Here is a 15,367-nt window from a genome sequence, read left to right as displayed (position 1 = left end):
AGAACATCTGGTGCCCCTCACCCTAACCCTCTCCCCGCTCGCGGGGAGAGGGGACGTGGCATACGGGGCGCTTAAGAATGCCGAAACGGTGCGGCATATCCCTTCTCCCCGCGAGCGGGGAGAAGGTGGCGGCAGCCGGATGAGGGGCAGGCTCTAGGAAAGACAAGACTATGCAAGCAGATTTCGTCATCATCGGCTCGGGCTCCGCCGGCTCCGCCCTCGCCTACCGTCTGTCGGAAGACGGCAAGAACAGTGTCATCGTCATCGAGGCGGGCGGCAGCGATTTTGGGCCGTTCATCCAGATGCCGGCAGCGCTTGCCTGGCCGATGAGCATGAAGCGATATAACTGGGGTTATCTGTCCGAGCCGGAGGCGAACCTCAATAACCGGCGCATCACCGCGCCGCGCGGCAAGGTGATCGGCGGCTCCTCGTCGATCAACGGAATGGTCTATGTGCGCGGTCATGCCGAGGACTTCAACCGCTGGGAGGAGCTCGGCGCCAGCGGCTGGGCCTATGCCGACGTGCTTCCCTATTACAAGCGGATGGAGCATTCGCATGGCGGCGAAGAAGGCTGGCGCGGCACCAATGGGCCGCTGCATGTCCAGCGTGGCGGCTTCACCAATCCGCTCTTCCGCGCCTTCGTCGAGGCCGGCAAACAGGCGGGCTTCGAGACGACGGAGGATTATAACGGCAGCAAGCAGGAAGGCTTCGGGCTGATGGAACAGACCATCTTCGGCGGCCGCCGCTGGTCTGCCGCCAATGCCTATCTGAAGCCGGCGCTGAAGCGGCAAAATGTCGGGATCGTCTATGGCTTCGCCCGCAAGATCGTGATCGAGGACGGACGTGCCACAGGCGTCGAGATCGAACGCAACGGCAAAGTGGAGGTGGTGAAGGCGAACCGCGAAGTGATCGTCTCGGCCTCCTCCTTCAACTCGCCGAAGCTCTTGATGCTCTCCGGCATCGGCCCCGGCCAACATCTGAACGACATGGGCATTACGGTGAAGGCCGACCGGCCGGGCGTCGGCGCCAATCTGCAGGACCATATGGAATTCTACTTCCAGCAGGTGAGCACCAAGCCGGTGTCGCTCTATTCCTGGCTGCCGTGGTTCTGGCAGGGCGTGGCCGGCGCACAATGGCTGCTCTCGCGCGGCGGGCTCGGCGCCTCCAACCAGTTCGAGGCCTGCGCCTTCCTGCGCTCGGCGCCGGGGCTGAAGCAGCCCGACATCCAATACCATTTCCTGCCGGTGGCGATCAGCTATGACGGCAAGGCGGCGGCGAAGAGCCACGGCTTCCAGGTTCATGTCGGCTACAACCTGTCGAAATCGCGCGGCAGCGTGACGCTGCGTTCGGCCGATCCCAAGGCCGATCCGGTCCTGCGCTTCAACTATATGAGCCATGCCGAGGATTGGGAGAAGTTCCGCCACTGCGTGCGCCTCACCCGCGAGATCTTCGGCCAGAGCGCCTTCAACGACTATCGCGGACCGGAGATCCAGCCGGGCGAAGGCGTGCAAAGCGACGAGGAGATCGACGCCTTCCTGCGCGAACATCTGGAAAGCGCCTATCACCCTTGCGGCACCTGCCGGATGGGCGCCAAGGACGATCCGATGGCGGTGGTCGACCCGCAAACGCGGGTGATCGGCGTCGATGGCCTGCGTGTCGCCGACAGCTCGATCTTCCCGCACGTCACCTACGGCAACCTGAACGGACCGTCGATCATGACCGGAGAGAAGGCGGCCGACCATATCCTCGGCAAACAGCCGCTGGCGCGCTCGAACCAGGAACCCTGGGTCAACCCGCGCGCGGCGGTGAGCGACAGATAGTCAGTGGTAGTCTTCTTCGCGGTGGTGACGGACGGCGAGGACAATGACGCTCGTTTCGCTCATCACTTTGAAAAGAATGACATATCCGGCGGAACCGAATGGTACGACGAGCTCGCGCAGCAAGGGATCATCCGCAGAGGCGCGTCTGGCCATTAGCGGGAAATCCTGAAGTATCATCAGAGCTTTTGGGATGGCGTTGATGGCACGTTCCGCCAAATCCGGATCACGTTCGATCAGGAAATCGGCGAGCCGATCCAGATCTTCATAGAAGGTCTGGGTATACTTTAGCTCGAAGGTCACTTCTGCTGCGCGGCTTTACGGGCTTTCGCCTTTTCAAGCTTTTTGCGCATCAACTCCTGAATGTCGTCCGTTGTATAAAACACACCGGTCCGCTCTGCGTCCGCCAAGCCGGCCAGACCCCGCGCGATGAACTCCGCTTGGGTCTTTCTATAATCGATCTGGCGGCGAAGAGAGTCCTCTATCAGCGACGACAAGCTCTCGCCTTCTTTGAGAACGCTTTCGGCGGCAGCGCGCAATTCAGGATCCACGCGAAGGGACGGGAGAGATGCCGTTTTCATGACGTTCCTCATGCGTTGCAATTGCAACGCAATGTGATGGATCATCGTGTTATATTCAACTCCCCTCCACCTGACGCAATTCATATGCGCCACGGTTGAGAAAATCGGGAGCGACCCCATCAGAGAAATCCGATCCAGCGTCCCGCCACAAGTGCGGCGATCCATGTCGCCGCCGACAGAGCCGCCGAAACTCTTATGGCAGGGCGAAGAATGCCGACCGTGGTTGCCGTTCGCCAACCCTGTCCAGCGTGCACCACCAGCACGTTGAGTATTCCGAAGGCAATCAGCCCGAGCTTGGCGAGGAAGGCGGGATTGGCGGCATATTCGACCGCCCGGACGCTGAAGAGACAGAAGCCGGTTAGAATAGCCGCGGCAAGGCCGACGCCGGCGGAGCGGGAGAGAAACGGGGCAACGACTTCAACAGGCAGCTTGCGGAAGAAGCCGGCGAGCTTGAGATCAAGCGGCAGGATGGCGCCGATGAGAAGACCGATCGCCAGGATATGGGCTGCGTTGACGAACATGTAGAGTGTTGCGGAGCGCCGGAGCGCGGCCGCAGGTGCCGTGGCTGACAGCCATTCGAGAATGTCGATCACAGCCCGGTTCGCCCAGAGGTCAGTTCGTCTTGATGCGATCGGGATAGATATCGTAGCGCTTCTCGCCGATGGTGAGGCGCACCGCCTTCATCCGCTTCTCCTTTGGATCCTGCGAACGGTTTCCAAGGGCCACCACCTGGTCGCCGGGCTTGGCGACACCTTCGACGAAGCCGGAGCGTTCCGTCTGGCGCGGATTGCCGAGCTCGACGAGCCAGACGCCGTCATTGGCGGTCGCGACGTTAAGGGTCGGATGCGGCCCGCCCATGGAGATTTTCTCGATGGTGCCGCGAAGCTCGATCTGATCCGCCTCTGCCCAGGACCAGCCGTGATGGGCCATTGCGCCGGTGGCGAAAGCCACAGAAAGCATGGCCGCAGCCACTAGAGTATTTCCGTTTTTCTTCGCACCACGGCAATGCTCTATCTCTTTGTTTTCACGCAATTCCGGACGCAAAACCGCTGAGCACTTTTGCTGGAATTGCTCTAGCCGCTGTGCTGAAATTATAGACATGATGTCCTCCCTACCCGTATTGACGGGCAGGTGGAGCATAAGAGCCGGAAGAAAAGGGATTTCACCAAATCTTGAAGAAAGATGCGGGCGTCAGTTCACCCTGATGCTCAGGCCAGCAGACGGGTGACTTCGGCGCTGTGCGCTGGGGCGACGGCATCGGCGATGGTCGTCGAGAACAGCACCTTGCGGGTGGCGTCCGCCACCTTGGCGAAGACGTGGCGGATCTGGCAGTTCTGTTCGCCGTCGCAATCGTCGCACCGGCGGTAGGCGGTGATCGAGAGGCATGGAAGCGGGGCGATCGGGCCGTCGATGATGCGCAGGATCTCGCCGAAGGTGATGGTGTGGGCGGGCTTGAGGAGGAGATAACCGCCCTGCTTGCCGCGGCGGCTGGCGACGACGCCGTGATGTTTCAGGTCGAGCAGGATCTGTTCGAGGAACTTCTTCGGGATCTTCTGCTGCGCCGCGATATCGGAAATCATCACCGGTTCGTCGGCATCGGCATCAGCCAAGACCGTGAGCGCCCGCAGCGCATATTTCGCCTTTTGCGTAATCATTTTTGACCATCGACACACACAGGCAGTGCGAATTTCCGCACTGCTACGGAAGTACTTTCACCTCTATGGCACAACCAGCATGAACGGAATTTGAACGCGCCGGAGAAAGCCTTGAGAGACAAGCGTTTTGGCCTTGTTTTTTGCTCTCGGCCAAGCTCTCTTAATCTATGCCAAAACTGCGCCTTCTGCACCATTTTCGGCATCACTTCAGATTTCGGATTGACAGGCTGCGTGTAACTCTACTATTTCTATAGACATTCGAGCTGCCGATGTGGATTTTCATCCGCAGGCGGCTGCTTTTCTGCATCGCGGCAGCTTCGGAGAGATATTTGCTCTTCCGGCCGCAGCTTTCGAAATCCCTTTTTCTGTCCGATCCCTGTGTGAACTGCGATACTCCGGTCAACAAAGGACAGGATTCTCATGACTGCTATCAATCCGATTGCGGAAGACGGGCCGATTGCGGAAGAAGGACCGATTGCGGAAGCCAAGGCGCTGAATGACAGACTGGCAGGCATCGACCTTGCCGGACGTCTGTCGTTGGTCTCAGGCCTCGGCGGCCGCGTGGTGTTCACAACGTCACTCGGCATCGAGGACCAGGTGATCACCGCCGAGATCGGCACGCACCGCCTGCCGATCGATGTCGCCACGCTGCAGACCGGCCGGCTGTTTGCCGAAACGCTGGCACTGATCGAAGAGACCGAAAGCCAGTACGACATTCGCATTCATCGTTACGAGCCCGAGAAGGCCGATATCGACGCCTATGCGGCGCAATACGGCCTCAACGGTTTCTACGAGAGTGTCGAAGCCCGGCATGCCTGTTGCGGCGTGCGCAAGCTGAAGCCGCTTGCACGGGCGCTCGAAGGTGCTGCGATCTGGATCACCGGCCTGCGCCGCGGCCAATCGGCCAATCGCGCCGAAACGCCCTTTGCCGAATACGACGCCGAGCGCCACCTGCTGAAGGTCAATCCGCTCGCCGACTGGGACCTGGAGGCGATCAAGGCCTTCGTTTCCGCAAATGGCGTGCCGGTCAATCCGCTGCACCAGCGCGGTTATCCTTCGATCGGCTGCGAGCCCTGCACCCGGGCGATCAAGCCCGGTGAGCCGGAACGCGCCGGCCGCTGGTGGTGGGAGCAGGACGAAACGCGCGAATGCGGCCTGCACGTCGCCGAAGAGGCCGCAGCGATCGCCGCACAGTAAATCACCTCACGGCTTTCCCAATCGGGGCGCGGCGACCACCGCAGCCTTGGGAAAGCCAACATTCCCGGGGAAAGCCACCGTTCCCGGGGAAAGCCAACATCAAGGAATTGTTTTGCGGCGAGCCGTAAACGACCGATAGCCTGGAGTAAAACATGCCCGATAGCCGTCCGGATACGGAACTCAGCAATCCGCAGAGCGCCAAGGCGCCGCTCGACCCGCATCTGAAAGCGCTGGAAAACGAATCCATTCACATCTTCCGCGAGGTTGCGGCCGAATTCGAGCGTCCCGTCATGCTCTATTCGATCGGCAAGGACTCCTCGGTGTTGCTGCATCTGGCGCGCAAGGCCTTCTATCCCGGCCGCGTGCCCTTCCCGCTGCTGCATGTGAATACCGGCTGGAAGTTTTCCGAGATGATCGCCTTCCGCGACGAGACCGCGAAGAAGTATGATCTCGATCTGATCGAGCACATCAATCCGCGCGGCAAGGCCGAAAACATCACGCCGTTTACGCATGGATCGGCTGCTTTCACCGACATCATGAAGACCGAAGGCCTGCGTCAAGCGCTCGATGCCGGCCAGTTCGATGCCGCTTTCGGCGGCGCGCGGCGCGACGAGGAAGCCAGCCGCGCCAAGGAGCGCATCTATTCCTTCCGCACGCCGGATCATCGCTGGGATCCGCGCAACCAGCGGCCCGAACTCTGGAACATCTACAACGGCATGATCCGCAAGGGCGAGAGCGTGCGCGCCTTCCCGCTGTCGAACTGGACTGAGGTCGACATCTGGCGCTACATCCAGGCCGAAGACATTCCGCTGGTGCCGCTTTACTACGCCAAGAAGCGGCCCTTCGTGGAGCGCGACGGCATGATGATCCTCGCCGAGGACCCACGTCTGGAACTGCTGCCCGGTGAGGTCCGCCAGGAAGGCATGATCCGTTTCCGCACCCTCGGCGACTTCCCGCTGACCGGCGCCATCCGCTCACAGGCCACCACCCTCGAAGAGGTGATTGCCGAACTCGAAATTGCAACGGTGTCCGAACGCCAGGGCCGCGCCATCGATCGCGACCAGTCCGGCTCCATGGAAAAGAAGAAGCGTGAAGGATATTTCTGAGATGACCGCAGCCCAAACCGCCGTCTCGGCCGCCACCGTCGTCAGCCTGCCTGCCGCCGAGCAGCAGAAAGCTCTGCGCGACTCGCGCCCGCTGCGCCTGATTACCTGCGGCAGCGTCGATGACGGCAAGTCGACCTTGATCGGCCGCCTGCTCTGGGACACCAAGGCCGTCAAGGAAGACCAGGCCGCCACCCTGCAGCGCGATTCCACCGGCAAGCAGAACGATCTCGGCCTGCCCGACTTCGCATTGCTGCTCGACGGCCTGCAGGCCGAGCGCGAACAGGGCATCACCATCGATGTCGCCTATCGCTATTTCTCGACCGACAAGCGCTCCTTCATCGTCGCCGACACGCCTGGCCACGAGCAATATACCCGCAACATGGCGACCGGTGCCTCGACCGCCGATCTCGCCATCCTGCTGGTCGATGCGCGCTTCGGCATTCTCGAGCAGACGCGCCGTCACGCGACGATCGCCTCGCTGCTCGGGATCAAGCAGTTCGTGCTTGCGGTCAACAAGATCGACCTCACGGGCTACGACCGCGCCGGCTTCGACAAGATCAGCCATGACTTCCGGGAATTTGCCCTGTCGCTCGGAGTCAAGCAGATCACCGCCATTCCGATGTCGGCGCTGAAGGGCGAAAACGTCGTCTATTCCGGCCAGGCCGCCATGCCCTGGTACAGCGGCCCAACGCTCGTGGAGACACTGGAGCTTGCCACCGTGCGCTCGTCGCAGACGGTCGGTTTCCGCCTTTCGGTCCAGCGCGTCTCGCGTCCCGGCGAAAGCTTCCGCGGTTATCAGGGCACGGTTGCCGGCGGCTCGGTCAAGCCGGGCGACAGCGTCATGATCCTGCCGTCGGGCATGGTCGCCAATGTCTCCAAGATCGTCACCTTCGATCTCGTCCGCAATGCGGCCGTTGCCGGCGACGCGATCACGCTGGTGCTCGACCGCCAGGTGGACGTTGCGCGCGGCGACATGATCGTCTCGATCGACGCCCAGCCGCAGGTCGGCCTTGCCTTCGACGCGCAGATCGTCGCGCTGCAGCCTGAGGGTATCGAGCCCGGTAAGCGCTACTGGCTGAAGAGCGGCAGCCGCCGCCAGCGCGTGCAGGTGCAGCCGCTCAGCCAGCTGGAACTGAAGACCGGCACCTGGAACGCCGCCCAGCGGCTCTACATGAATGCCATCGGCAAAGTCCGGCTCGTCTTCGACGAAGCGGCGATCTTCGACCCCTATGAGCAGAACCGGCTTTCCGGCTCCTTCATCCTGATCGATCCGGAGACCAACAACACGGTTGCCGGCGGCATGGTCACCGGCAAGCGCACCGAACTCGGCGGCCTCCACAATGGCGAAGCCCGCGTCATCCTCTCGCTTCCGGCCGATCTTGCCGAGCAGATCATGGCAAGCGAACTCTTCGCTAGCCGCAGCCATGAGGCCGAGGTGCGGCGCATGACGGCAGCCGAAGCGGCCGACCTCTGGTCGAGCGCTGCAAGCGATATCTGATCAGGGATAAGGGGCCAGCAAGTCTGGCCCCTCACCGAGGCCGAATCCGCTGCCTGCAGGGCCGGCGGATTCCCTGTCGAGCGGCAAAGAACCGATCAGAACCTGAGACTTTGCGATAGGGGCTTTCCGCTACGCGGCCCCACGCTGCTTGAACGCGAAATTGGCAGGTCCCCCCGCTCAATTTTCTGTGTCCGCCTCTACGGCCGCCAAAAAAACCAGAGTTTGCAGAAACCGGACTTTTTCAATTCACGATTCGCTGTTTAACGCTTGCCCGCAGGCCAATGTGGGGCCATTCTTAGATCGGATCCTGGCGGTGCGGTAAGACGAGAGGTCAGGCCTTGCAACGCTCAATCTCGACCTCGAAGCACGTGGCGCCTTTTCTCGACTGATCCCCGAGCGAGGAGGTTGTCCATGTCCACGCACTTTGTCGACCATCCGCTACAACCGGGCGACCGGGTCCCGAACGTTGTGTTTGATGCGATCTCTCGCGAGGGGAAGATCGCCCTTGATGATTTTCGCGGCCGCAGCCCGTTGTTGATAGGTTTGTTTCGAGGCCTGCATTGTCCGTTCTGCCGGCGCCATGTCGCGGCAATGGCATATCTCAACCCGATGCTGCGTGAGAAAGGCGTCCAATCCCTGGCGGTGGTCAACACCCCGGTCGAACGCGCGCGGCTCTATTTCCGTTACCATCCGATACCCGATCTTCTTGCTGCTTCCGACCCGGTACGGGCTTCGCACCAAGCCTTCGGCTTACGCGAGGTCGGGATCGACACTGTCATGGCGATACGGATCGATCTTCCGGGCGAGTTGCCCGAGCCTATGGGCGTGATGGCAATGGACGAATTTATCAACGAGAAGGAAGGATATCAGATTACGGAAGCCGATCAGCAGATGATGGCTGCCGACCACGGGCAGCTTGTCGGTCAGTTCCTCATCGACCGGGAGGGCATCGTACGCTGGAGCTTCACTGAAGTTCTGGAGGCTGGGCTGCAGACATTCAAGGCACCGAACTCCGAGGAATTGATGTCGGTAGCTTCCCAAGTCGTACATTAACAACGAAAACTCGCTGGACGACCCGCCACAAGTCGGCCTTGCCGGTGCGGCGCACGACGGCCGCCGAAGCGGCCGACCTCTGATCGAGCGCTGCAAGCGATATCTGACAAGGGATAAAGGATAAGGGGGCCAGCAAGACTGGCCCCTCACCGAAATGCGGGATCACCAAACCCGCTGGCTACAGGACTGGTCAGAACCTGAGACTTTGCGATCAGGGCTCCACATCCGCTCCGGCCCGAAGCGGTCAGATGGCTTTCCTCTAGACTTCGGCATTTCCGCGATCTAGATTTGAGCTTCTGTTAGCCTGAAATTATATCAGGTCTCAGCCCGTTCGCGTCGCCCACCCTAACCATTTGCGGTTCGGGCCCGCATTTCACCCCTCCATTCAACGTAATTTCACCGTGCAAGCGGGAGGAGTTTCCATGGCCAATGCCCAATGCGCCTGCGGCGCTCTGAGACTGATACTCAGCGAGCCGCCACAATTGACAGTTCTCTGCCACTGTTTGGCCTGCCAGCGCAGAACCGGTGCGCCATTCAGCGCAAATGCTTTCTACTCGATGGGTTGTGTCGAAATATCCGGAACGTCTACAGAATTCATTCGTACCGCCGAGAGCGGTCGCAAGGTCCGAATGCATTTTTGCCCAACGTGCGGCTCGACCGTCTATTGGAAGGCCGATGCTGCGCCGTCCTGGATCGGGGTGGCAGTCGGTTCCCTTTCCGACCCGACCTTCGCGCCACCCGCCATATCAGTCTACGAACAATCGAAACATCATTGGGTGCAGCTTGACGAAACGGTAGAGCACTTTCAGAGCCATCCAATCCGCCAATTGGAATGAATCGACGCGGGCTTTCGGCCTGAAGCGGACTTTGGATCATCGGCAGCGGAAGCTCTTTCGCTGCCTGCTAGACAACCCTTTCGCGCAGACCATTGATCGCTGACAACACCGTTGCTTCCGGACTGAACACACTACTTCCCGAGAGCGTTTTTCAGCGCATCGACGACGACGCGGACGGAGGGGACGTCTTTGATATCAGAATGGACAACCAGCCAGATCTCTCTTGTCAAAGCATATTCGTTCTCAATGCGCTGGAGACCGCTGGACTCCAGGACAGCGAAATCGGGGAGCATGACGACACCTGCGCCAAGGCTTGCGGTTGCGGCCTGAAACTCCAGAACGGACGACCTCACGGCGATCGGCCGGCCGGCCGCCAGTTCGATCAGCCGCAATTGTTGCGGCGAGGCGTTCATGGTTTCGTCGTAACCGATGAAGGTCCAGTCCGGCGGTGGAACCGTTTCGAGATAGGTCTTTGATGCGTAGAGATGGAAGCTTGTCTCGCCGAGCTTGACGATGGCGTAATCGCCGTCCTCGGGACGCGACATTCGCACGGCGATATCCGCCTCTCGTCTGTTCAGGGACGCGAGGCGCTTTTCTCCGACAAGCGTGATCTGAACACCGGGATGGTCTCGCCTGACGGCCGCGATCGGCTTTGCCAGGAGCACGCTTGAGAGAGCGGGAGGCGCGCTGATCCTCACATGGCCACGCAATTCCGTGGCGCTGCTGCGACCAAGCTGCTCGATTGCCGCAGTCTGCGCGGCGACGAGAGCTGCATGCCTGGCAACCTGCTCTCCGTCCGCGGTTAACATGATGCGCCGTCCGCGGCGGTCGACCAGCTTGCGTCCCAGGCTGGCTTCAAGCGACGAGACCCGCCGACTGATCGTCGCGTGTTCGACGCCGAGCTGCTTTGCGGCACCAAGCAATGTTCCGGACTGCGCGAGCGCCAGGAAATGCCGAAGGTCGTCCCAGTCGATCTTTGTGAATTCTCTCCCAATCATTGTGTAGTAATAGGGAATTTTCACACATCACACCATCGCTTAATTTGTGCCCATGAAGGAGCACGAGATGACCGACCAAATCATATGGCTGAACGCCCCTGGTGACATCACCCAGTTCCATGTCGAGCATCACCATTGTGAGCCTCCCGGTGATGGCGAGATAAAAATCCGTCATCAGGCGATCGGAACCAACTTTCTCGATGTCTATCATCGAAAGGGCATCTACCCCATGCCCTCCTACCCCGCGGTGATCGGTGCCGAGGCGGCGGGCGTCGTCGAGGATGTCGGTCCTGGCGTCTCCCTGTTCCAAAAAGGTGACCGCGTTGCCTATGCCGGGCCTCCGGTTGGAGCCTATCGCTCCACGAGGAATATTGCCGCTGAAAGGGCGATCAAGCTTCCGGATGCCGTTTCAGCAAAGACGGCAGCGAGTTCGCTGCTCAAAGGCATGACCGCCTACATGCTGTTGAAAAAGACCTATAATGTGCGTGCAGGCACTCAGGTTCTGATCCATGCGGCCGCCGGTGGGCTTGGCAGCATCCTCGTGCGTTGGGCCAGGTCGCTCGATGCCACCGTGATCGGGACGGTCGGCTCTTCCGAAAAGGCCGCACTCGCCGCATCTTATGGCGCCGATCACCTCATTGTTGGACGAGGCGCCGATATCGTCACGGACGTGAAGCGGCTCACGAACGGGCTTGGCGTCGACGTCGCCTATGACGGGATAGGCGGCGACACGCTTCTCAAAAGCATTCGTTCTGTCCGCCCATTCGGCATGGCTGTCACCATCGGTCAGGCCGCCGGTGCTATTCCACCGGTGCCTGTCGAGGAACTTCGACCGGGCAAGGCGCTCTGCCATCCGAGCATCATGGCCTGGTGCGCTGACGTCGGACAATATCGCGAGGCTGCTCTCGCTGCAGTCGGGGCGATGGAAGCGGGGATCGTTTCGCAGATCGGTGCCGAATATCGTTTGGCCGATGTTGCCAAGGCGCACGAAGAGATGGAATCCGGACGCTCGGCCGGCAGTATCCTGCTGATCCCTTGATCGGTCAGCGTCCGTTATTTCGGTTTGCGCAGATGGAGAGATCCTGTCGGAATAGGAACCACACTGGCAAGTCGTTGGCCTACCACGGTACCGATTGTGGCAACCCCGGACGTATTCCTGGATGCAGGCTCGATTTGGCGAAGAAACAGTCCGCTATCATCTGCAAGAGATCCGATGGTAATCATCGGCTCATCGTCGACGAAAAGTATCAATCCAATGCCGGATCCGACCTTATCCTCCACCCTGCACGGCAGGGCTCTCAGTACGGTCTCCGCGTTTGTCGAAAACAGGGATTTCACAAGCCCGCCAAGGGCTTCGACCTTATTGACGAACGGCCGCACGACAAGCGTGACCGCGTCTTCTTCAGATAAAGAGAGTTTGACTGAAAACTGAGCCGGCGCCGAACCGGTTGGCAGGCAAGCACTATAAAGCTGGAAAATCGCGGCGCGGGCGAAATTCAAGCGTGTATCATGGGATTCGGCTTCGACGATTGATTGAAGAAAGCGTGAAGAGTTCACTGCCGCAATCCCTATTTCGAATCGGGGTAGCCCGATGAGGTTTCATTATACGATACCGCTTCTGCGTGCGAGCCGTCCGCATTATTCATATTAACGAATGCTGACCTTCGAAAATCTCCGGCTTGTCCCCGATATCCTGGATAGACCGCGAATATTTGGCGAAGCTGGAAAGCCAGTTTAGATCGCAACAAAATATGAAAGCATTTAGGTCAATACTCTGGCGTGTCGAGATCGCTATCACTCGTCTATCGGTATGCGACGATTGTGGAGGGTGGAAAGCCCCCGGAGCATGATGCCGAAAAGTGCCCGCAGTATTCGGAAGACATCATGCTCCATAAAAACCGGATTCAGATTTCAGGCCGACCGGCCTAAATCATCCTGCTCCAGGGGAAAGAACGCGCAACCGTTCCGGTCCGCAGGAGCGCTTCCGATCTTCGTGTCACGCATATTGTCTTCTTGAAATCGGTTTCCGCCTTCGAGCGAGCCCTGATTATTGAAACTTGAGGGCGGCGGCGCGCAGAGCCTGCCAAGCAGGGCCTCCATCGTTATGAATGTCGAATTTGTCGTAGTCGTCCTGGGGATAGAGGCCTGAGTCCTGTGTGCTGACAAGCCGCCAAACCACCCAGCCTCCGCAATCCGACGTGGCGATCGTGTTCAGCCAAGTTTGATAGGCATTTGCCTGATCGGGATCGGATCGCGGAACTCCAAATTCCTCCAGGATCACCGGTTTCCCGATATTTCGTCCGATCTCGCAGTATTCGCGAATGCGAGCATCGAAATCGGAATGGCTGATTTTGACGTAGGATGGGTAGCCATGCCATGTGCCGAAATCGACGCTCGGAATGTTCATATCCGACAGCTTCTGATCCATGTTCCCATGGCCCGTCGTTACGAGCTGTTTCGGTGCCAGGGTTTTGACATAGGCTGACATTTCCGACACCCAGTCGTGAAGGAGCGGTTTGGGATGAATGTCAGGTTCGTTGGCCAGGTCCCAGGCAAATATGGTGGGGTCATCGGAATAGCGGACACCAGTAATCGTGTTGACGCGCGACAAAACATGCCGAATCCATTCCTTGTAATCGCGTCGGGTTCGCGGATCAGCGGCAAAAAAGGTGTATTTGTCCGAACTCCCGTACCAGGCGTTCATCTGTTGGGCACCGCCCGTATAGGCCCAGAAATCGACGAATGCGAGAATCAGCTTAAGTCTGCGCTTCGCCGCTTCCGCGATGAGGTAATCGACCTTTTGCAGGCCGTCAGGTCCATCGTTGGGAACCATCCGTTTGGTTGTCGGATCCCAACTCATCATATAGATGCCCTTGGTACCCAGATTGCTGGAATCGGACGTGCTTTTTGAGTTCCAGATCGTCGGCACCCGGCCGTCCAGCGACCCTATTACCGGTTGGAGGAAGGTGCGCACCACATTGGCACCCATTGCCGTGGCATCGTCCAACACGCGGGTGACTTCGCCTGGCGAGCCAAATGTCAGATAATGGTTGTTTACGCCGGCCACGCGAAATGGTTTGCCGTCCAGCAGGAAGCCCTCCCCTTTCGTCGTGACGAAAGATTGCTGCCCAGATGACTGCGCGGCAGTAGAACCGACCTGAGCAGACCAAAAAAGCACCAGCGCCGCAGCGCCGACAGCGAAATTCCGGAAGCGTTGAATAGGCCTCATGCGAAGAACTCCCTTTCAAGCCCGTGACGCAATTCCGATTTGGTCGGTCTGGTCGAGGGAATTGCCATATTTCGAGACACCGGCAGCCGCTGATGGCGCGGTGGTGGATGGCGTCGCAATGCGCCGCGCAGCCCAATACAATGCCGGGCACAGAAGGAGGCCTTCCAGCGAAACAGCAATGACCCAGAAGTTGGCTGTGCCTGCAATCCCGAATTGCGCACCGGCGGCAGCGGCCACGATCTCCAGCACCGCACCGCCGATCAGAACGAGCGTGGCAAAACCCAGGCGCCGCCGGACACGTTGAACCGCGAGATAATGATACTTGGACGCCATTCCGAAAGCGGCAAAGCCAAGAAACTGGAGACTATTTCCTGCAATCACAGCATAGGCCGGATTGAATATCCAGAGCATGAAGCGCGACAGGAACAGGAACGCCAAGGCGGTCGCCGCGCAAACCAGCATCGACAAGCCGAGCGACAGGCGCAGGCGCGCGGGAAACAGCTCCGGCTCCCGCACAGCGATGGCAAACAACACCGAAGCGAGTGACGCAGGGACTAGAAGCGCGACGTTCAGCACCGTCCATGCGGCATAGAAGGCGGCGTTGATCTCAGCGGACAGCATCACCGTGACGACGAAGGGCAGCAGCAGCGCCGGCGCCTGAACAGCCATGCTGAGCGCATGATGACCTAAAACCTGTCCGAGCGCCGGGCGGAAGGCGTGGATGTCCGGCCGGTGGAAAACGCGCCCACCGGTATAAACAAGTAGCCCGGCCACGACGACCAGTGAGACAAGCTGCCCGGTAAACCAGGTGGTGAAGATCGCCAATTCGCTGCTTGCGCGGCCAAGTGTCAGGCCGAGAGCGATCAGTAGAAGAAGCTTGCTGGCGGCGAAGACGACGTTTCGGGCCAGTTGAAGGCCGCTGCGCAGAAGGCCGACCAGGGCCTGGTCGAGCACGAGGGTCACGGCCGTCAGAGCGCAAGCAGCAACGAAGAAGAGATCGGTCGCGGAGGAGCCGACGATCGAGCCAAGCTGCGTCGATGTCCAGGCTGCGATAGCAAGATAGATCAGCCCCACCACGATAGAGGCGCTGAACGAGGCAAGGAGCGCGCCCGTCAAAAAAGGGCCTGCTCTTTTCTGGCGGCCTATCTCGCCCATCAGGAAGGGTCCGAGACCGACTTCCCCGAGATTCGCGAGGAGGTTCATCAACGATATGGCGGCGGCGGCGAGCCCAACAGCCTCGGCCGAGAAGGAACGCGCCGCGAACCACCAGTAGACGAAGCCGAGAATGGCCGTCATCAACGTTCCAAGCCCCAACATGCCTGCATTGAGGAGCAGGACCGCCTGATTCATCAGGAGGCTGCGGACCATGGCAATAGCGGCGTTGAGGGTCATCATGC

The 15,367-nt window shown here is 59.8% G+C and carries 16 protein-coding genes; 7 read left to right on the top strand and 9 right to left on the bottom strand.

All coding sequences use genetic code 11. The features are described 5' to 3' along the window. Positions 1-170 precede the first annotated feature (170 nt). Positions 171-1,820 (top strand): choline dehydrogenase, encoded by a 1,650-nt coding sequence (betA, locus tag AB8B31_RS04800; protein ID WP_439007361.1) that lies wholly within the window; start codon positions 171-173, stop codon positions 1,818-1,820. On the opposite strand, the gene AB8B31_RS04795 is transcribed toward betA, so the two are convergent. The 5 genes from AB8B31_RS04795 to AB8B31_RS04775 form a co-directional block, all read right to left on the bottom strand. Next, a complete protein-coding gene (locus AB8B31_RS04795) occupies positions 1,821-2,120 on the bottom strand; it encodes a type II toxin-antitoxin system RelE/ParE family toxin (RefSeq protein WP_439007360.1) in 300 nt (99 codons plus the stop codon). Next, positions 2,117-2,398 carry a YlcI/YnfO family protein gene (locus AB8B31_RS04790; RefSeq protein WP_003546405.1) on the bottom strand — a complete coding sequence of 94 codons (282 nt, stop codon included), beginning with the start codon at positions 2,396-2,398 and terminating at the stop codon, positions 2,117-2,119. Before AB8B31_RS04790 ends, AB8B31_RS04795 begins: the two co-directional genes overlap by 4 nt. 119 nt (positions 2,399-2,517) lie before the next feature. Then, positions 2,518-2,991, bottom strand: a complete 474-nt coding sequence (locus AB8B31_RS04785; RefSeq protein ID WP_439007359.1) for a DUF6644 family protein — start codon at positions 2,989-2,991, stop codon at positions 2,518-2,520. Positions 2,992-3,010: 19 nt separating this feature from the next. Then, complete coding sequence (locus AB8B31_RS04780; protein ID WP_050565096.1) at positions 3,011-3,358, bottom strand: DUF6152 family protein; 348 nt, start codon at positions 3,356-3,358, stop codon at positions 3,011-3,013. Between the two features lie 248 nt (positions 3,359-3,606). Continuing rightward, a complete protein-coding gene (locus AB8B31_RS04775) occupies positions 3,607-4,053 on the bottom strand; it encodes an RrF2 family transcriptional regulator (protein WP_018241150.1) in 447 nt (148 codons plus the stop codon). Positions 4,054-4,473: 420 nt separating this feature from the next. On the opposite strand from AB8B31_RS04775, the gene AB8B31_RS04770 reads away from it, so the two are divergent. The 5 genes from AB8B31_RS04770 (at position 4,474) to AB8B31_RS04750 (ending at position 9,743) form a co-directional block, all read left to right on the top strand. Beyond that, complete coding sequence (locus AB8B31_RS04770) at positions 4,474-5,250, top strand: phosphoadenylyl-sulfate reductase (protein ID WP_439002242.1); 777 nt, start codon at positions 4,474-4,476, stop codon at positions 5,248-5,250. Positions 5,251-5,402: 152 nt separating this feature from the next. Beyond that, positions 5,403-6,356: a sulfate adenylyltransferase subunit CysD gene (cysD, locus tag AB8B31_RS04765; protein WP_003546395.1), complete on the top strand. Its 954-nt coding sequence runs from the start codon at positions 5,403-5,405 to the stop codon at positions 6,354-6,356. 1 nt (position 6,357) lies between these two features. Further along, a complete protein-coding gene (cysN, locus tag AB8B31_RS04760) occupies positions 6,358-7,854 on the top strand; it encodes a sulfate adenylyltransferase subunit CysN (RefSeq protein ID WP_028734142.1) in 1,497 nt (498 codons plus the stop codon). A gap of 411 nt (positions 7,855-8,265) precedes the next feature. Continuing rightward, positions 8,266-8,907, top strand: a complete 642-nt coding sequence (locus AB8B31_RS04755; RefSeq protein WP_222283888.1) for a peroxiredoxin-like family protein — start codon at positions 8,266-8,268, stop codon at positions 8,905-8,907. A 422-nt stretch (positions 8,908-9,329) separates the two neighbouring features. Continuing rightward, complete coding sequence (locus AB8B31_RS04750) at positions 9,330-9,743, top strand: GFA family protein (protein WP_222283887.1); 414 nt, start codon at positions 9,330-9,332, stop codon at positions 9,741-9,743. Between the two features lie 131 nt (positions 9,744-9,874). Here the strand turns inward: AB8B31_RS04750 and AB8B31_RS04745 are convergent, their stop codons facing one another. Further along, positions 9,875-10,741 (bottom strand): LysR family transcriptional regulator, encoded by an 867-nt coding sequence (locus AB8B31_RS04745; RefSeq protein ID WP_334545146.1) that lies wholly within the window; start codon positions 10,739-10,741, stop codon positions 9,875-9,877. 67 nt (positions 10,742-10,808) lie between these two features. Here AB8B31_RS04745 and AB8B31_RS04740 point away from each other — a divergent pair, with 67 nt between their 5' ends. Then, on the top strand, positions 10,809-11,780 hold the full coding sequence (locus AB8B31_RS04740; protein ID WP_222283885.1) for a quinone oxidoreductase family protein: 972 nt from the start codon (positions 10,809-10,811) through the stop codon (positions 11,778-11,780). Between the two features lie 14 nt (positions 11,781-11,794). Here AB8B31_RS04740 and AB8B31_RS04735 read toward each other — a convergent pair whose 3' ends face one another. The 3 genes from AB8B31_RS04735 to AB8B31_RS04725 all read right to left on the bottom strand — a co-directional run bounded on the left by AB8B31_RS04735 (position 11,795) and on the right by AB8B31_RS04725 (position 15,365). Further along, the gene (locus tag AB8B31_RS04735) at positions 11,795-12,298 is read right to left on the bottom strand and encodes a hypothetical protein (RefSeq protein ID WP_020572948.1); all 504 of its coding nucleotides are present in this window, start codon (positions 12,296-12,298) and stop codon (positions 11,795-11,797) included. 490 nt (positions 12,299-12,788) lie between these two features. Continuing rightward, positions 12,789-13,970, bottom strand: coding sequence for a glycoside hydrolase 5 family protein (locus AB8B31_RS04730; RefSeq protein WP_222283884.1), 1,182 nt, complete (start codon positions 13,968-13,970; stop codon positions 12,789-12,791). 15 nt (positions 13,971-13,985) lie between these two features. Further along, a complete protein-coding gene (locus tag AB8B31_RS04725; RefSeq protein ID WP_222283883.1) occupies positions 13,986-15,365 on the bottom strand; it encodes a hypothetical protein in 1,380 nt (459 codons plus the stop codon). Positions 15,366-15,367: the final 2 nt, after the last annotated feature.

The organism is Rhizobium sp. 62_C5_N11_2 (genome assembly GCF_051811185.1).
GTDB classification, from domain to species: domain Bacteria; phylum Pseudomonadota; class Alphaproteobacteria; order Rhizobiales; family Rhizobiaceae; genus Rhizobium; species Rhizobium leguminosarum.
Note: the sequence above shows the minus strand (reverse complement) of the source record. Positions and strands in the feature narration are given on the sequence as shown.